We start from the raw sequence: 18,149 nt of genomic DNA, 5'->3' as shown, positions 1-18,149 counted from the left end.
TAATCATCGGCAGCGGCAATGCCTCAGCCGCTGCCGGTTCGACCGGTCATCCGCAAGGGCTGAGCACATTATGACTACCTATTCCAATCTACTGACTGCTGGTCGAATCGGTTCGCTCGAACTGCGCAATCGGATCGTCATGGCCCCCATGGGCTCGAACTTCGCCGAAGCCGACGGTCACTGCGGCGAGCGCATCCAGTCGTACTACGAAGCGCGCGCCGCCGGTGGCGCCGGCCTGCTGATCATGGGCGTCTGCGCTATCGCCTTTCCGGCGGGCACGGCCGAGCCCTTCCAGGTCGGGGTCTCTTCCGACGAGTTCCTACCTGGCCTTTCCCGCCTGACCGAGCGCGTGCACAAGCATGGCGCGAAGATCGCCATGCAACTGCAGCACGCCGGCAAGACCGCGATACGAGACATGGCCGAAGGCCGACCGCTGATGGTCCCGTCGATTCCGCCAGCGAGCAAAAGCGACATGATGGACGCCCTTACCCCGGAGGAAATGGCGCTTTTCATCAGCTCGGCGAAGCGTCGCGAAGGGGGGGTACAGATCCGCGTGATGGATCAGGACGACATCATGCGGATGATCGAGTGGTTTGCCGCGGCCGCCGAGCGAGCCAAGCGCGCCGGCTTCGACGGCGTGGAGATTCACGCCGCCCACGGCTACATCATCGCCGGCTTTCTCTCGGCGTACTACAACAAGCGCGAGGACAATTACGGCGGCAGCCTGGAAAACCGTGCGCGTTTACTTTTGGAAGTGCTTGCAGCCGTCCGCCAGCGCGTCGGTAAAGAGTTTCCCGTGTGGCTGCGCCTGGACGCCGAGGAGATGTTCACCCCCGGCGGTATCACCCTGAACGATGCCAAGGCCGTAGCCCGCATGGCTGAGGCGGCAGGTGCCGATGCCGTCAGTGTGTCGGCCTATGCAGCGACCACCAGTGGCGTGTCCTTCACCGAGGCGCCATTGGTGCAGAAACCCGCCGGATTCATGGACTGGACCACTGCAATCAAGCAATGCGTGAACATCCCGGTGATCGCCGTCGGCCGGATCGAACCGGAGGTCGGTGACGCGGCGATTGGCCGCAAGCAGTGCGACTTCATCGCCATGGGTCGCAAGTTGCTGGCCGATCCCGAGCTGCCGAACAAGCTGCGCGACAACCAGGCGCAGGCGATCAGACCCTGCATCTACTGCTATGTGTGCGTCAGCCAGATCTTCGTCAATAATCGGGTCAAGTGCGCCGTCAACCCGATGACCGGCCATGAGGCCGAGTACGTCATCAGTCCGGCCGCCAGTCCAGGCCATGTCGTGGTCGTCGGCGGCGGCCCCGCCGGCCTCGAAGCCGCTCGCGTGGCCGCGCTGCGCGGGCACCGGGTCACGCTGCTGGAGCGTAGCGATCGCCTCGGCGGCACGTTGTTCTTCGCCGCCCTCGCCTATCCGGAAAACGGCCGTCTACTCGATAACCTGCTGCATCAGGTGAAGAACCTGCCTATAGAGGTGCGGCTCAACACCGAGGCCACTGCAGCGTTGCTGCGCGGCCTGGCCGCCGATCAGGTGCTCGTGGCCACCGGCGCCCAGCGCACCGCGCCTGCCATCCCCGGGGCCGAGCAGAAGCATGTCTGGAGCGGTGATGAGTTGCGCCGATTGATGACGGGTGACGGAGCCGAAGAGATTGCCAAGCGTAAGCTGTCGTTCACTCAACGCACGATGATGAAGGCGGGAAGCCTGGTTGGCGTCACTGACAGCACCGATGCGATGCAAAAGCTTTCACGGGTATGGATGCCCTTGGGCAAGCGCGTGACCATCATCGGCGGTGGTCTGGTCGGACTGGAATTGGCCGAGTTTCTGATTGCCCGCGGCCGGCAGGTGTGTGTCCTGGAGGAAGGTAGCCACTTGGGCCGCGAGCTCGCAATAGTGCGCCGCTGGCGAGTACTGCACGAACTGCGCAGCCATGAAGCCAACCTGATCACCGGCGCCACCGTCACGGCCATAGAGAACGACCGCGTGCTTTATCGGCTGGCAAACGGCGAAAGCGGTAGCAGCCAGAGCGACTCGGTGGTGTTGGCCACCGGTGCCATGCCTGACACTCGTCTGAGTGACGCACTGGCCCAGGCCGGACTGAATGTCACCAGCATCGGTGACTGCCAGTCTCTGGGCTATATCGAAGGCGCAATCGCCGCGGGCCACAAGGCCGGGCGCGAAGTCTGATCTGCACCCACCGGGGCGGCCCGCGCCGTCCCGGTCTCCTTTCCAGCCTAACCCTCCCGCGACCGTTGCACGATCGAGTGCAGCCGTCGACAGCCGCTACAAATGCCGGAGGCCGATTCGCTTGATCGAATCGTCTCGTTCGGCTCCCTTAGCTTTTCCAATCATTTGACCGTACTGCCGGGGTTGCCGTCTAAACAACGATAAGCCGCCGAACACCGATGCCCTCTCGCCGAACCGGCGACACCGACCCATAGCCATCCCTTAAAAGTCTTCGCTGGCTACTCAGCAGCAAGGCAGGCGAGGTCGCGAAATTGCGCGGAGTGCAGGCTGGTAGAGAGTGTGGCAATCGTGGTCTACACAGACATGTGTGGCCAACAGAGATCGCAAGTACCTCGAGTGGCCGCCAAGCTCGCGAGAAGAGCCTCGCAATCAGGGCTGCGGCCGGGCTAGGCGCTTGCCCTGCCGAAAACCACTCGCAGTCCCCGAGCAGGAAGTCAGGGCAACGACTAAGTTAACCGAATGCTACGCCACTGGTGACAGTACGGGCTGCCCCGCGAAATGAGCCGCCAGGTTGTCGAACGTCAGATCCAACATTGCTTGCAAGGTAGCGCCCGTGATGCTCGCCATATGAGGCGTCAACACCACGTTTTCGAGCGCAAGCAAGGCATCTGGAATACGGGGTTCATTGCTAAACACGTCGAGCCCCGCTGCCAGGATCTTGCGCTCACACAAGGCTTGCACCAGGGCCTCCTCGTCAACGATGGCGCCACGCGCGATATTAACCAACACGCCTGAAGGCCCGAGCGCATCGAGTACTGCTCCGTTGATCAAGGCACGTGTGGCGGCACTCGCGCTGGCGCACACCACTAGAAAGTCGACATTAGCAGCCAAGGTCCGCGCATCGTTGTACCAGCGATAAGCAACATCCGCTTTCTGAGTCCGACCGGTGTAGGCAATGCTCATACCGAATGCTAGAGCGCGTTTCGCCACCGCTCTGCCTATACGACCCAAACCAACGATGCCGATACGCCCGCCAAAGACGCTTCTTGTCAGGGGATACCGCCCAACCGCCCAATCCCCCCGGCGGACGAATCTGTCGGCGCTCACCACCTGACGCGCAGCCGACAGCAACAACGCCATAGCGAAATCGGCAATGTCGTCGGTCGATAACCCTGGGGTATGGGTTACGCACACGTTGTGGTCCCGTGCCGCCTCGAGGTCGATACCGTCGTAACCGACACCTAGCACCGAAATGATCCCGAGTGCTGGTAAGCGAGCGATCAGGTCGCGCGTCACTATCGACTCGCCACTGGCAACGATGCCACGCAGCTTCGGGGCCAGTGCCGCCATGCGATCAGCATCGAGTTGCGCATACTCATGACAATCGAAATGCTCGCGCAGGCGCTCGCAAAAGGCATCGGGAAACCTAGAGACAAGCAGCAGGTTCGGCTTCATTGTTCTATGAGCGTCCTTTCAGAGATGGGGTACGACCGATAACGTGGCAGCATGGATGCTGTCCATGCCGCAGTCCAACTCGGGAACAGCTCACTCGAGCACAGTGGGGTCCCGACGGATTTCTTCTCGAGCCATGGCCTCCCACAGGAAGGGGAAGCCATTTGCATCGGTGCGCTGCCCGGTCGCAGTGGCGACGCTGGCGGGTAGGGGCGACCCGCCGCCGAGCATCTCGACGCGCCACGCCAGACGGCTACGCCACTCGAGCGTGATGGCTCGCAGGTGCGCTTGGCGGATCCCATTGGCCACCACCAGGACGCCGTGGTTCGCAAGCAGCGCCCACTTGTGCATTCCAAGTGCGTCCACTGCGGCGCGGCCCAGTTCCTCATCTTCAACGGTGCCGCGATACTCGTCATAAAGCACCGGATCGGTATCGACCATGGCCGAGGTCTGGTCGTAAATCGGAGGAATACGTCCCACCGCCGACCAAACCGATCCCCACTGCGGATGGTTGTGAATCACCACACCAACATCGTGCCGCGCGGCATGAACATCAATATGCAGGTTGATGGCCGGCGTGATGTTCCAGTCGCCTTCGATGACCTTGCCTTCCGCGTCGAGACGCACGATATCGGAAGCGGTCACTTCACCCCAGGTCAGCTCCCACGGGTTGGCAAGGTAGGTGCCGTCGTCCTGACGGACAGTGATATGGCCCGCGATATGATCGTTATACCCTTCTCGATGCAACACGCGGCACAGCAACGCGACGGTCTGCCGCGGCGTCAGGTCGGGCAACAAAGCGTACCGGCCTGGTTTAGGAATATACCGGGCCAGCAACTCGGAATTCAGAGCATCCTTCAACATACTTGTGTCCTCTTGCACTACCGCTGTATTGCGGTTGTCGGAAAAACAATGAATCACGCGTGCGCAGTCTCGCGAGCGAACACCGAGGCGCGCTGCATGCGCCGCTGATGCGGCTGATAATCCAGGATGGCATTGTGAAGCACGCTACGGTTGTCCCAGAGCACCATGTCACCGACACGCCAGCGATGCCGGAAGCCAAATTGAACATGCTGGCAGTGGGCATGCAGATAGGCGAGGATTGCATCGCTTTCGGCAATTGCCAGACCGTCGATATGCGTGGTGTAGGTCGGGCTGATATACAGCGCCTTGCGGCCCGTCACAGGATGCTTGATCACTATCGGATGCAGGTGGCGCCGGCCCATCTTGATGACTTCGACATAGCGCTCGTGTGTCACGACATTTTGCCGCAGCGCCGCTGTCATCGGACCATTCATGTCATGCCAGGCATTAAGGCCGTCGAGGTATTGCTTCATCCGCTCGGACAGCGCGTCGTAGGCCGTCGTCATGCTGATCCAGCAGGTGTCGCCACCACAAGGAGGCAGAATCTTGGCGTGGGTCATGGTGACAATGGGAGGGCTGGGGAGAAAGCTCTCGTCGTGATGCCACATATCGGCTCGATCTCCCAGCTTGGAGTCGATAATAGTGATCTGCTCGAATCCCTGACCAAGATTGGGATAAAAAGTGTGAACTTCCGGTTCGCCGAAATGTTGCGCAATCGCCAGATGCTGCTCGGGCTGCAGGTCGGGAACGTGCAGTACGAGTGCTTCATGTATTACCAGTGCATCTTCGAGCGCGGTCAGCGTTTCCGGCAAGAATACTGATCTAAGATCCAGATCAAGTACTTCGGCGCCAATGGCGGGGCCGAGAGGGCGGACGGTGAATAGTGACGACATGGACAGTCTCCCTGTGAGTTAAAACATCGGGCTATCGACGCCGGGAATAACCGCGGCGCGCATCCAAGTACGGGCAAATCAGCTTCGATGCCGCTTGAATTATCGACCGGCCACTCCCCTGCCTTTGCCCGCGCATCGACTGCACGTTAGGGTGTTGTACGATCGACAGAAACGATCATACTAAGGTCGCCGACGCTGTGATATTCGCGTTTCCATATCGCAAATTAACAGCTCAAGCATTTGATTTATATAGTAATTTTCTTGTCGCCTGTGAGTTTTAAGAACGACACTCGGATTTTCATGAATAAGAAAGGCAACGAACCAGCATTGGGAACTTGGTCAACGTCGCAGCAGCTTCCTGCGTTACGCAAACGTCCAACTCAATCGCGCTCGCGCGCGCTAGTTGACGCAGTCGCGCAGGCTTGCCTGCGCATCCTCGACGAAGAGGGCGACGAGGCACTAACCGTGGCCCGTATCTCTGAGTTGTCAGGGGTCGCCGTCGGCTCGATCTATCAATATTTCCCCAACAAAGACGCAATCGTCGCCTTGCTCTATGAGCGCATTCTCGACGAAGAAGCCGAGCAACTACTGTTGGTTCGCGAAAGACTCGTCGGCGCGCCACTGACCACAGCCCTGCGCGAGATCCTGGCCAACATCATTCGCGTCGAAGTGCGGATGCTCAAATTGAACCAGGCATTTCACTTGCGCTACCACAACGCCCTCCATCTTGGGATGTGGCGCGGCCCCTACCAAACTGCGACCGAATTCATCGAAGCGACCTGGCTGCCGCTCCTGCAGATGTATGAACATGAGATCAACACACCGCATCCAGAATTGGCGGCATATTTGCTCGGACAAGGCTTACGCAGTGTGATTCGTTCGGTACAGGAAGATATTCCGGAACAGCTCGAATCGCCGGCCTTGCTCGACAGCTTGGTCGCAATGGCTGTCGGTTGCCTGCGACCGCCGGGATTCAAAGACGAGGAGTAGCGCGCGTGGGCTATCCCCAACGGATCGGAGGGAGATGCAACGTGCCGCATCCCCAAGCAATCTGAATACAAGGCGTATTGCCCCCCGCGACGACTGCCTCACGCGCGCTCTCTTGGTACTCATGACGGCCCTGGCATCCGCTCAATATTGTGCAGAAGCAAAAAAGCCTCGCCATGAACTGGCGAGGCTTGTCGTGACTCAGGCTACCTGGCGTACCTAACGGCCCTGGGCCCTCGCCGCATCTGCGGTGTACATATCCGGGGTGTACTTGCCCTCGTTGAGAATCGGACCTTTCTTCGCCTCATTGATCATGCCGTAGCCGGTGTACTGGCCTGAGTTGAGGTCCATGAAGAACTGAGAGCCAGCCTGCCAGGCACTCATGTCAGGATGGTAGTAGTAGTTGATGAAGGCGTGCTTCCACAGCTGACCACGGGTGTCGTAGTTGTCGGCCATGACCGAATGCCAGGTGTCCTCGTCGAGGAACAGCACGCGCTTGCCATAAACGTGGCGGTAATCTGGTTTCAGCGTGGCCTCGAGCACCCAGACACGACGCAGCTCATAGCGCATGAACTCCGGATTGGGGTGGTTCGGGGTGAGGATGTCCTCATACTTGACGTCGCCCGAGTTGGCCTTGAATGCGTTGGCCGGGATATACATCTCGCGCTTGCCGAGCATCTTCCAGGTGAACCGCTCCGGAGTGCCGTTATACAGTCGGTCCTCGTCAATCGTCATGGTGCCGTTGGTGCCGATCATCGGCTGGTCGTAGCCATAACCCGGCAGCTGACGCACACGGCGGGTCGAGGGGCTGTAGCTCCAAGCCTGGCGTGGGTTGACCTTGAAGTTGTAGGGCTCGTGCGAAATGCTCATCACGCCATTGTCGCGCGCGGGCTTGAGGGTGGTGTTCCAACCGTACGCCTGCACGCCGTACTCGGTCTTCGGTTCTTCGTGGGGGTCATTGGCCGGCGCCATGCTGCGGGCGCGGGCGCGGCCCCAGCCGATGCTGCCGTTTGGCAGCACCGAGGCCAGGTCGGCAGTCTTGTCTTCGGTCCAGGCGCGGGCCGGCAGCTGGTGGTTCCACAGCAATTCCATCGCGGTCTTGGGGATCGGGAACGGCACTTGGCCGATACCTTCGACGCCGAAACCATCGTCAACCACCTTGGCGCTCAGGGCGTTCTTCATCGCCCGCTCACAGACATAGTCCGGGTAGCGGTAGTCACGATGGCCCGGATACACGTTCATCTTGTAGGTGGTCGGGTAGCGCTTGAACAACGCCTTCTGGCCTTCGCTCAGATGAGCCTCGTACTGGCTCATGTTCTCCGCGGTGATGACCAGAATCGGCTGCTCAGCGGCATAGGGATCAACCGCATGTCCACCGGAATACTTGACGTGGTTCCAGCCTGGCACTTCACCCAGATACTTGCCGGTGTATTCCGGGATAGTACCCTCGGCGTTACCGGCTCTTTCAGCGCCGACGCAGGTCAGCTCCTTGCCAAGTTTTGCTGCTTCCTCGGGAGTCACTTGCGCGTAAGCGTTGCCAAGTACGCCGGCATTGACTGCCGCGGTGGCCATAAGGATCACGCCTGCTTTTGTTATTTTCATCTACTGCCTCCTTCGCTGGTAAGGCCTTTCTGGGATGTGACTCCATTCTTCCTGATCTACAGGCGGGCACATCGTCCAGAAGGACTAAACAGTCACTATCTGACCAACGAGTTCTGTAATACCGATTTGAGCACCTTCCCCGACGCATTGCGTGGCAGCGCGTCATGCTGAATAACCACCTGCGCCGGCACCTTGTAAGCAGCCAGACGCTCGGCGATGAATGCGTTTACAGCCTCGCCAGAAAGCGCGATCCCACTGTCGCTGCGTACAACCAGAGCCAACGCTTCCCCAAAGGTGTCGTCGGGGACGGCAAGGGCCGCCGCTTCTATCACGCCAGGCATCTCGCAGGCGCAGGATTCGACTTCTGCCGCGGCGATCTTCTCCCCGCCTCGGTTGATCAGATCCTTCGCCCGGTCTGTGATGTATAGAAACCCCTCATCATCCAGATGACCAATATCACCTGTATCTAACCAACCCTCTTTTAAGGTCTCGGCGCTGGCTTCTGGCAGCTTCCAGTAAGCACTCATCAGCGTCGGCGAACGCAGCCAGATCAGGCCGCTTTCGCCGTTGGGCAGGGCGTGCTCTGGCGACTCACCGATTCGTACCTCGACGATCGGAAGCGGCCAGCCGGCAGCGGCCGGTTTGTAGACGAACTGGTCACCGCCAATCGCAGCGCCAATGCCGTTGCTTTCGGTCAGTCCGTAACCGCTGCCGCCGATGGCTTCTGGCTTGCGTTGGGTCAGATGGGCCAGCAAGCTCGCCGACGGCGCCGCACCGCCCAAGCCAAGGCCGAACAGGCTCGCAGTATCGGCGCTGCCGAAGCGCGGAGACGTCAACAACTGCTGCATCATTACTGGGGCACCATTGAACTGCGTGCAGCGCTCGTCGCGAATCAGGTCAAAGGCCTTGTTGACGTCCCATTTGTACATCAACACCAGTCGCCGCCCGGTGCGCAGGGCCAGCAGGAACTGGGCATGCAGACCGCTGACATGGAACAGCGGCACCGCCATCAGGGTGGTCGGCGCGTAACCACTGTTGACCACCCCGGCAATCCGCTCCGGCGAGCTCATCGCACAGAATGCGCCTTGAAACTCCAGGGCCGTCAGGGCCTGGCATACGGCCCCATGCGTGGATAGCGCGCCCTTGGCCAGGCTGGTCGTGCCCGATGTGTAGAGAATCAATGCCGGATCTTCGGCTTCTAGCTGCACTTCGGGGGCGCTCTGTGCAGGCATTGCCAGCAGCGTTTCATAACGCACGCAGCCGCTCGGGACAGCTTGATCTTCTGCCAGGCCGACGACGATCGCCGTCAATTGACGCTCGACCAGGTCTCCCTGGAGCAGCTTGAAACGCGGGTCATCACACAGCAGCAGACTCGCGCCACTGTCCTGCAGGCCATAGAACAGCTCGTCGCGCAGGCCCCAGCTATTGAGCGGCACGCAAACCCCGCCGCAGCGCTGAATTGCCGCGAATGCAACCAGCCAGGCAGGCTGGTTGCGCATGGCGATCGCCACACGATCACCTTGACGCAGGCCAAAACGATGCGCCAGCTGCCCGGCCAGGCGATCTACCTGCTGAAAGTACTGATCGAAGGTGAGGCGTTGCTGCTCCCAAACCAGAAACTCACGTTCGCCGAACTGGCGCCCTACCTCTATCGCTGCCAACAGGTTCTCGGGGGCCCGGCGAAAATAGCGTGGCCCCTCTGCCGGGGTAACGACCTCGTAAGGCGAGCCTGGCGCAATCAGCTGCTGCCAGGCACTCTGCCACTGTTCAAACTGCATCTTTTTGTTCTCCGAATCACCGCACGCGTGGAACGTCATACCCGGCAGGGCTAGGACTGCTGAAGCATTACTCGCAGCGTTCGCTCAACGCCGCGTAGTGCTCGCATAGAAAGTCGCCGTCGCCCAGGCAGGCCTGCGCCACGCGCACGCGCTTGAGGTACAGCCCCACATCCAACTCATCCGTGACGCCAATGCCACCGTGCATCTGCACGGCTTCGTTGCTGACCTTGGCCGCCGCTTCTCCGGCCTTCCATTTGGCCAAGCTGGCCAGGCGTCCACGCTCGGCATCGCTCAAGTCGCCATCATCGAGGGCCGCCAGCCCCGCCATGACGGCGCTGCGGGCCAACTGGAGCTCGACATAGAGCTTCGCTGCGCGGTGCTGCAGAGCCTGGAACGAGCCGATCGGCACATCGAACTGCACACGTGTCTTCAGATAGTCCAGGGTGGCGGCGAATAGTTGCTCGGACGCTCCCAGCAGCTCCGTGGCCAGGCAGACACGTCCGCGATCCAGGGCGGTGGCCAGCACAGGCCAGGCCTGGCCCGCCTCGCCCAGCAATGCCGTGGCTGCGGCCTTGACCCCGTCCAGCCTCAGCTGCGCGCAGTTGCGTGAATCAATCAGCGGCAACCCAGTGACCTCCAATCCGGGTGTGCCCGCCTCGATCAGGAACAGGCTGATGCCTTGCTCCTCTCCAGGCTGCCCTGCTGTACGCGCGGCGACTACATAACCATCGGCACCGAGCCCATCGATGACGAAGTACTTGTTGCCGCTGAGGCGAAATCCATCGCCCTCTCGCACGGCCTCGACCGAGGTCGCCAACGGTCGGTGGCGCGGCTGCTCGTCAAGCGCCAGGGCCAGACGCTGCTCGCCGTTGATGATCGCAGTGAGCCAGCGCTGCTGCTGCTCGGACGAACCGGCCAGGTGCAAGAGCGAGCCGCTCAGCACCACGCTGGACAACAGTGGCGAGGCCGACAGATTTCGGCCTATTTCCTCGAAAACCGGCCCCAGCCCCATGCAGCCGAACTCCAGTCCGCCGAGGCTTTCCGGAAACGGGATCGCACTCCAGCCGAGCGCCACCGCGTTCTGCCACAGCACTGGATCGAATCCCGGGCTGCTGCCTTCGTCACGTAAGCGGCGCTGTGCCGACACCGGACTGCGCGCCGCGAGAAACTCGCGGGCGCTGTCGGCCAGCAGTCGATGTTCTTCGCTATACAGCAGGTTCATTTTCTATTTCCTCACTTCGCTTCAGGCAGGCCGAGCACCCGCTTGGCGATCACGTTGAGCTGGACCTCTGACGCGCCACCCGAAATCGTCAGGGCAAAACTGTTCAGCCAGGCTCGGGTTATCGCCAATTCCTGGGCGCTGAAAGCGTCCCCCTCCCAACCCAGCGCACGGTAGCCGAGGGCATCGAGCAATACCTCGAACTTGTCACGCTCCTGCTCGGTATGCACCAGCTTCATGATCGACATCAGGCCGGATACATCCTGGCCCGCGCGCGCCTCCTCGCCCATGCGTTGCACAGTCAGGTTGTAGGCGTGCTCATCCATCCCACAGGCCAGCGCTCGCGCGCGCAAGGCGTGGTCGGCGGGCGCGACGCTGTTGGGCAGGTACTCGCGGATCAGCGGCATCAGGTGGAAATGCGTGGGCAGGCTGAACTCGCCAAACTTCGACATGGCCTTGCGTTCGTGTTGAAGCAGGCGCTTGGCCAGATTCCAGCCGCCATTCAGCGGTCCGATCAGCTGGCTTTTCGGCACCTTTACGCCATCGAAGAACACCTGGCAGAACGCCGACTTTCCGCTGATCAGATCGATGGGCGCGACGCTCACACCGGCACTGCGCATGTCCAGCACGATCAGGCTGATGCCTTGGTGCTTGGGCGCCTTGGGGTCCGTACGCACCAGCGCATACATCCAATCGGACTTGTCGCCGTAGGAGGTCCAGATCTTGGTGCCATCGACGATGAAATGCTCACCGTCATCGCGGGCCGAAGCCTTGAGACTGGCCAGGTCGGAACCGGCGTTGGGTTCGGAGAAACCCTGGCACCAGCGCACCTCGCCGCGACACATGGGCGGCAGCAGCGTGCGCTTCTGCTCCTCGCTGCCGAACTCCAGCAATACCGGGCCGAGCATCCAGATGCCCAGGTTGATCTGTGGCGGCCGGCACTTGAGGCGACGCATCTCGCTTTCCAGCACGGCGTTCTGTTCGGGGCTGAGGCCGGCGCCACCATACTCCTCAGGCCATTCCGGGCAGAACCAGCGTTTGTCGCGCATCCGCTCGAACCACAGACGCGCATCTTCGCTGGGAAAATCCACCGAGCTGCCGCCCCACACCAATTCACCCTCTGGGATTGCCATACGCTGCGATGGCGGACAGTTAGCTTCCAGCCAGGCTCGTGTCGCCAGCCGGAACTCCTCTATTGCGCTCATTCTTTGATCCTCTGTCCTGACCAGGCCGAAACTCGGCCTGGTTGGAATCCGATTATTGTACTAGCCGCCCCGCCAGGCGCGCTTAGCGCTGGGTGCGCGGCATGCCCAAGCCGAACTGGGCGATCAACTCGCGCTGGATCTCGTTGGTGCCACCGCCGAAGGTGAGGGTCACCGAGGCACGCACCTCGTATTCGAGCTCACCCAGCAACAGCGAAGCCGCCGAGTCGCCCCGCACCAAACCGTTTGCACCGACGATACTGGAGAGTTTGCGCAGAATTTCGATGGCAGATTCCGAGCCATAGACCTTGGTAGTAGAAGCCAAGGCGACGTCCATACGTTCCTGCTCCAGATCCGCGGCGATGCGGAAGTTGATCAGGCGCATGGCTTCCAGGCGGGCATAGCACTCTGCCAGTTCGCGGCGAACCCAGGCCTTGTCGGTGGCACGGCGACCGTCTTCGTCGGGTGTCTTGGCCCACAGATACACCCGGCGAAACAACCCGGCAACCTTGTCCGACCAGGAGCCCAGGCCCAGGCGCTCATGATTGAGCTGCGCGGTGATGAGCTTCCAGCCGCCGTGCAGTTCCCCCACCAGCATATCCCGCGGCACCTTGACGTTGTCGTAGTAAGTGGCCGCAGTCGGGTTGCTGGTGGTCGGGATCACCGTGGTGGAGAAGCCCGCTGCCTGAGTATCGAGAATCAGAATAGAAATGCCCCTGTGGCGCGGGCGCTCGGGGTCGGTGCGGGCGGCCAGCCAGATGTAATCCGCGGATTCGGCGCCGGAGGTCCACAGCTTGCTGCCATTGACTACAAAGTGGTCCCCTTCCAGGCGCGCGGCCGTTTTCAGCACGGCCAGGTCACTGCCGGCATTCGCTTCGGAATAGCCAATGGCGAAGATGATCTCGCCGGAAGCGATTCCCGGCAGGAATTTTTCCTTTTGCTGCTCGCTGCCATGCGCCATCAGCGCCGGGCCCACCGTGCTGATGGTGACGAACGGCAGGGGTGCGCCGGCGATGTTCGCCTCTTCGAAGAAGATCAGCTGCTCGGTGGCGGCGTAGCCCTGGCCACCATGGGCCTTCGGCCAACCGACCGCCAGCCAGCCATCGCGCCCCATTTGGCGGATGGTGTTGCGATACAACTCGCCACCCTCTTTGCCGCGCAGTTGCTGGCGCAGTTCCGGGGTCATCAGGTTGGAGAAGTAGTCCCGGACCTTCAGTCGCAGGGCATGCTGCTCGGGGGTTAGATCGACGAACATGGGTCGCTCCTTATACCGAACCGAGAATCAGGCCACTGGTGGGCACGCCGGTTCCTGCGGTGACCAGCACGTTCTCCACATCGGCTACCTGGTTGACCGCGGTGCCGCGCACCTGGCGCACAGCTTCGGCCACCCCGTTCATGCCATGGATGTAGGCTTCGCCAAGCTGGCCGCCGTGGGTGTTGATCGGCAGCTTGCCGCCGCGTGCATGATGGCCGGCGCGGATGAACTCCTTGGCCTCGCCACGCTCGGCCAGGCCGAACTCTTCCAGCTGCGGCAGCACGAACGGTGTGAAGTGGTCGTAGATAACCGCAGTCTGGAACGCCTCCGGGCCCAGGCCCGACTGGCGATAGAGCTCCTTGGCCACCACGCCCATTTCCGGCAGGCCGGTGATGTCGTCACGGTAGAAGGACGTCATGATCTGCTGGCCATCGGTGATGCCCTGAGAGCCGGCCTTGATCACCACCGGCTTCTGCGCCAGGTCACGGGCTCGCTCGGCCGAAGTAATGACCATGGCGACCGCGCCGTCGGACTCCTGGCAGCAGTCGAGCAGGTGCAGCGGCTCGCAGATCCAGCGCGAAGCTTGATGCTCCTCCAGGGTGATCGGCTTGCCGTAGAAGAACGCGTTCGGGTTGGTTGCGGCGAAGTCGCGCACGGCAACCGCAACGCGACCGAAGTCCTCGGACGTAGCCCCATAACGGTGCATGTAGCGCTGGGCGAACATCCCCACCCAGGCGGCTGGTGTATGCAGGCCGTGGGGCATGTACCAGCCGTAGTTGACGTTCTCGAAGATGGGTGTCGAGGCGAAACCGTAGCTGCCGCTGCCGAAGCGATACCAGGAGCGCTCGTTCATCGCCCGATAGACCACCACAACCTTGGCGACGCCAGTGGCGACCGCCATCGCCGCATGCATCACCGGCGCGCAGGCGGCGCCGCCGCCATGCGGCACCTGGGAGAAGAACTTAACGTCCTTGCAGCCAAGCAGACGGGCGATCTCATACTCCGGAACCTTATCCACCGAGTAGGAGCTGAAGCCCTCGACCTCGGACGGATCTATACCGGCATCCTTGAGCGCCGCCAGAGTCGCCTCCATGGCCAGGCGCAGCTCGGTGCGGCCGGAGTTCTTTGAAAACTCGGTGGCGCCCAGGCCGACAATGGCGGCGCGGCCGGAAATCGATGGATTCGTCATCAGTTCTTTCTCCCGCGAATTAGGGCAGAACCAACGCAACCGTACCGGTCACGTGGTTGCCCATCGAATTTTTCCCACTGAGGGTCACTTCCACCGTGCGGGTGGCTGCATCCTGGCGACTCACGGCGCCACTGAAGGTCATGGTGTCGCCCGGATAGTTGGGCGCCCCGAGCTTGATCTTCAGCGAGGCAAAGCGCGCCTCCGGGCCGGCCCACTCTTCGACGAAGCGCTGCACCAGTCCATTGGTCGTGAGGATGTTCATGAAGATGTGCGGCGAGCCCAGCTCACGAGCCGCCTCCAGGTCATGGTGACCGGGAAAATAGTCGCGGGTGGCTATCGCTCCGCCGGTAATCAAACCGACAGTGATCGGGATCGCCAGCTCCGGCAGCGCTTCGCCGGGGCACACGTCTTCAAAGCGCTTGGTTTTCTTCGAGGTCATATTTCCATCCCAGCTTGTCGTTAGCGCTCAGGCAGTCACCGAGGCGTTCAAGGTTTGCCGCCGAGCCACCCAAGGCGCTGCTCAGGGCGCGGCTCCAATAGAGAAAGCGGTGAATCGGGTAAGTCAGATCGACGCCGATACCACCGTGCACGTGCTGTGCTTTATGGCCGACCAGATGACCGGCCTCGCAGGCCAGATAGGCAGTGGCCAGCGCCTCGGTGGGCGCCGGCAGACCGGCATCGAGGCGGTAGCACAGTTGCCAGAGCGAGCTGCGCAACGCCTCCAGCGCCACATGGGCGTCGGCCATGCCCATCTGTACGGCCTGGAAGCTGCCGATGCTGCGTTCGAATTGCTGACGCTCGGATACGTACTCGACGGTGCGGCGAATCTGCTCTGCGCTGACGCCCATCTGCAACGAGGCCAGGGCGGCAATGGCCCGTGGCTCCAGCCAGGCCAGGGCCGCGGCCGGCAGCAGCGCATCGGCGCCCAGCAGCACTGAGTCAAGGTACAAATCGGCAATCGCCTCGCCATGGGTCATGACGCCCGGGGTACCGCTAATGCCGGCCAATGACAGATCCACCAGAGCCAGCCGCGCCTCGCCGTCAATTTCGGCCAACAGCAGGGCGGCCTGCGCCTGCTCGGCCAGCGGCACTGCCGCAGCACGTCCCTGCAGACACCATCCGTCACCCTCGCGCCGAGCCTTCAGCTCAATGCCGTGGGCGCTGTCCAGACCGTCTAGAGACATGGTCAGCAGCGCCTTGGCACTGGCGGCCTGAACCACCCAAGGCGCCAAGGCTTCGCCGCCATAATGGGCCAGGGCGCTCGCCGCCAGCTGATGGCGCCACAGCGGCACCTGAGCCAGGGCGCGCCCCTGGGCCTCCAGTACAACCATCAGATCGGTCGCACCGAGACCGCTGCCGTCGCAGTTCTCAGGAATCGCCAGGGCATGCAGGCCGGTTTCCACGCACAATGCCCAGAGGCGGTCCATGTAGGGCTCGCCAGCTAGGTCCGCGTCACGCAGGCGCTCGTCGCTGCAGTAGTCGGCAAAAAGGTTGCCGGCCATTTCGGCGATCGCCTGCTGGTCCTCGTTCAGTTCGAAATTCATGGGGCCTCCCTACTCTTCCAACGGCCGGAACAGCGGCAAGTGGAGGTCGCCATCGAAGGTCTGGAATTCGACCTGAAGCCGTTGACCGATGGCGATGTCTTCGCGCTTGACACCGATCAGGCCGGCAGTCAGACGTACGCCTTCGTCGAGCTCGATCAGGCCAATGGGGTTGGGATGCTCGAAAGGGGCGACCTCCGGGTAGTGCATCACCACGAAGGAGTACAGCGTGGCTTTGCCACTGGCCTGCACGGTGTCCCAGTCGAAACAGTGGCACTTGATGCAAACTGGTGCCGGCGGATGTCGCAGCGTCGCGCACTGGGTGCAGCGCTGGATCAGTAGCTTGCCTTCAACGCAGCCTTCCCAGAAGAACCGGGTGTCATCGCTCATGCCCGGCTTCGGGCGCTTAGCCACTGCCTTGGGTGCCGTTTCTTCGACCTTGGCCGCCTGTGGCTGGGGGTTGGCCGGACGGAACTTGAAGACCCGGAACAGCTGCTCACCGACCTTCTCGTCACCACCCGGCTGTTCGGAGAAGTAGCTCATCACCAGAGTGACGAAGAAACCCGTCCCCAGACCGGTGGTTTTCTCATCGCCTACCGACTCCAGTCGCGTGGTGTAGTAGAGTTTCTCGCCCGGCCGCAGGTTGCGCTCGAAAGTTAGTTCGGAGTTCACCGCAACCACCGAGGCGTAGCCATAACCCTCGATCAGCTTGAGCACCTCGTAAGGGTTCTCAGTGGTCGAGCCAGGCGCGTAATTGTTCAGGTGGAAGCCTTCCAGGCACCAGACCTGCAGCATGGAGGCCGGCGCCACCAGGCCATCATTGCTGCTGTTGGCAGCCGCTTTTGGGTCGGTATAGAGCGGATTGTCCAGCCCCATGATCTCGCACCACTGTCGGATCATGGGCGCATTGACTTCGTCCCAGGCGTACACGCGACCGTACTCGCGTCCCACTAGGGCGCGCACTTTGGATAGCAATTCTGGATCAGCCAAGTTCGTCTCCTGCGTGTTGAGGACGGCGCCCGCACACGGGCGTCGCCGTGGGTCGATCAGTTCGAAGCCGCGTTCGCGGCGTCGAGGAAAGCAGGGCGCTCACCGCCGCCATGCAGCAACAAATTGCATCCGCTGGCGTAGCTGGCGAGCGGTGAGGCGATATACAGACAGGCATTGCCGATGTCGTCCGGGTGGGCCATACGCCCGGCAGGAATACCGGCGCTCACAGCCGCAATGCCCGCTTCGTCGCCGTAGTGCAGGTGAGACTGTTCGGTGCGCACCAGACCCGGACTGACCGCTACGACCCGGACCCTCGGCGCCCACTCCACTGCCAGGGACTGCACCAGCGCCAGAACACCTGCCTTGGCCGCACCATAGGCCGCAGTACCCGGAGAAGCGCGCAGCGCACTGATGCTGCCGATAAACAGGATGCAACCGCCCTCCACCTGGTTCTGCATCAAGCGATTGGCTTGTTGCGCGACGTTCAGCGGGGCGATCAGATTGAGTCGGATGATGCCTTCATGGAAACGTGGCGAGGCAGTGGCGGCCTCGGCCGCCGGGCTGCCGCCAGCGTTGTTGATCAGCACGTCGAGTCGGCCGTATTCGGCCTGGACCGTATCGAACAGCAGCGCTAGCGACTCCTGACTGCGCACATCGGCGGCGATAAAAGCCGCTTGGGCTTCGCCGACGCTCGGCAGCTCTTCAGGCTGGCTGCGTCCGCAGACGATCACGCGGGCATTGGCTGCCAGAAAGCTGCGGGCGATACCGGCGCCTATACCCTTGGTTCCACCGGTGACTAGCACCACCTTGCCGCTGTAATCCAGCCCTGAGTGTTGGCTCATGACGCGCTCCTGATAATGCCGTTAGTCCGGACTTTAGGGGCAAACCCGACTCCCCACGTCGTCTGAACGGACGATGAAGCACGACAGTGGCACGGCAACAATCGAGAGCATGCCTATCCATCAGGCACCGGATAT

15 protein-coding genes are annotated in these 18,149 nt (G+C 61.8%); 2 read left to right on the top strand and 13 right to left on the bottom strand.

Annotated elements, in window-relative coordinates; translation table 11 throughout:
* Positions 1–70: 70 nt before the first annotated feature.
* Positions 71–2,200 carry an FAD-dependent oxidoreductase gene (locus tag ACSX1D_RS08765; protein ID WP_439861865.1) on the top strand — a complete coding sequence of 710 codons (2,130 nt, stop codon included), beginning with the start codon at positions 71–73 and terminating at the stop codon, positions 2,198–2,200.
* Positions 2,201–2,722: 522 nt separating this feature from the next.
* On the opposite strand, the gene ACSX1D_RS08760 is transcribed toward ACSX1D_RS08765, so the two are convergent.
* The 3 genes from ACSX1D_RS08760 to ACSX1D_RS08750 form a co-directional block, all read right to left on the bottom strand.
* Positions 2,723–3,655: a 2-hydroxyacid dehydrogenase gene (locus tag ACSX1D_RS08760; protein WP_439861864.1), complete on the bottom strand. Its 933-nt coding sequence runs from the start codon at positions 3,653–3,655 to the stop codon at positions 2,723–2,725.
* 90 nt (positions 3,656–3,745) lie between these two features.
* Positions 3,746–4,516, bottom strand: a complete 771-nt coding sequence (locus ACSX1D_RS08755; RefSeq protein WP_439861863.1) for a class II aldolase/adducin family protein — start codon at positions 4,514–4,516, stop codon at positions 3,746–3,748.
* A gap of 53 nt (positions 4,517–4,569) precedes the next feature.
* Entirely contained in the window at positions 4,570–5,409 is an 840-nt protein-coding gene (locus ACSX1D_RS08750; RefSeq protein ID WP_439861862.1) for a TauD/TfdA dioxygenase family protein, read from the bottom strand.
* A gap of 300 nt (positions 5,410–5,709) precedes the next feature.
* On the opposite strand from ACSX1D_RS08750, the gene ACSX1D_RS08745 reads away from it, so the two are divergent.
* Positions 5,710–6,399 (top strand): TetR/AcrR family transcriptional regulator, encoded by a 690-nt coding sequence (locus ACSX1D_RS08745; protein WP_439861861.1) that lies wholly within the window; start codon positions 5,710–5,712, stop codon positions 6,397–6,399.
* Positions 6,400–6,615: 216 nt separating this feature from the next.
* Here the strand turns inward: ACSX1D_RS08745 and ACSX1D_RS08740 are convergent, their stop codons facing one another.
* The 10 genes from ACSX1D_RS08740 to ACSX1D_RS08695 all read right to left on the bottom strand — a co-directional run bounded on the left by ACSX1D_RS08740 (position 6,616) and on the right by ACSX1D_RS08695 (position 18,014).
* Complete coding sequence (locus tag ACSX1D_RS08740; RefSeq protein ID WP_439861860.1) at positions 6,616–7,998, bottom strand: DUF1329 domain-containing protein; 1,383 nt, start codon at positions 7,996–7,998, stop codon at positions 6,616–6,618.
* A 95-nt stretch (positions 7,999–8,093) separates the two neighbouring features.
* The gene (locus tag ACSX1D_RS08735; protein WP_439861859.1) at positions 8,094–9,776 is read right to left on the bottom strand and encodes a class I adenylate-forming enzyme family protein; all 1,683 of its coding nucleotides are present in this window, start codon (positions 9,774–9,776) and stop codon (positions 8,094–8,096) included.
* Between the two features lie 67 nt (positions 9,777–9,843).
* Positions 9,844–10,998 (bottom strand): acyl-CoA dehydrogenase family protein, encoded by a 1,155-nt coding sequence (locus tag ACSX1D_RS08730; protein WP_439861858.1) that lies wholly within the window; start codon positions 10,996–10,998, stop codon positions 9,844–9,846.
* A gap of 11 nt (positions 10,999–11,009) precedes the next feature.
* The gene (locus ACSX1D_RS08725; protein ID WP_439861857.1) at positions 11,010–12,200 is read right to left on the bottom strand and encodes an acyl-CoA dehydrogenase family protein; all 1,191 of its coding nucleotides are present in this window, start codon (positions 12,198–12,200) and stop codon (positions 11,010–11,012) included.
* Positions 12,201–12,282: 82 nt separating this feature from the next.
* Positions 12,283–13,452, bottom strand: a complete 1,170-nt coding sequence (locus ACSX1D_RS08720; protein WP_439861856.1) for an acyl-CoA dehydrogenase family protein — start codon at positions 13,450–13,452, stop codon at positions 12,283–12,285.
* A gap of 10 nt (positions 13,453–13,462) precedes the next feature.
* Entirely contained in the window at positions 13,463–14,641 is a 1,179-nt protein-coding gene (locus tag ACSX1D_RS08715; protein WP_439861855.1) for a lipid-transfer protein, read from the bottom strand.
* Positions 14,642–14,660: 19 nt separating this feature from the next.
* Positions 14,661–15,080 (bottom strand): MaoC family dehydratase, encoded by a 420-nt coding sequence (locus ACSX1D_RS08710; protein WP_439861854.1) that lies wholly within the window; start codon positions 15,078–15,080, stop codon positions 14,661–14,663.
* Positions 15,052–16,185: an acyl-CoA dehydrogenase family protein gene (locus ACSX1D_RS08705; RefSeq protein ID WP_439861853.1), complete on the bottom strand. Its 1,134-nt coding sequence runs from the start codon at positions 16,183–16,185 to the stop codon at positions 15,052–15,054. The genes ACSX1D_RS08710 and ACSX1D_RS08705 overlap by 29 nt, the downstream gene beginning before the upstream one ends.
* A 9-nt stretch (positions 16,186–16,194) precedes the next feature.
* Positions 16,195–17,172: a bifunctional MaoC family dehydratase N-terminal/OB-fold nucleic acid binding domain-containing protein gene (locus ACSX1D_RS08700; RefSeq protein WP_439861852.1), complete on the bottom strand. Its 978-nt coding sequence runs from the start codon at positions 17,170–17,172 to the stop codon at positions 16,195–16,197.
* Between the two features lie 56 nt (positions 17,173–17,228).
* Positions 17,229–18,014 carry an SDR family oxidoreductase gene (locus ACSX1D_RS08695; protein WP_439861851.1) on the bottom strand — a complete coding sequence of 262 codons (786 nt, stop codon included), beginning with the start codon at positions 18,012–18,014 and terminating at the stop codon, positions 17,229–17,231.
* Positions 18,015–18,149: the final 135 nt, after the last annotated feature.

The sequence above is a fragment of the Pseudomonas sp. MBLB4136 genome (assembly GCF_051904765.1).
GTDB lineage: Bacteria > Pseudomonadota > Gammaproteobacteria > Pseudomonadales > Pseudomonadaceae > Aquipseudomonas.
Note: the sequence above shows the minus strand (reverse complement) of the source record. Positions and strands in the feature narration are given on the sequence as shown.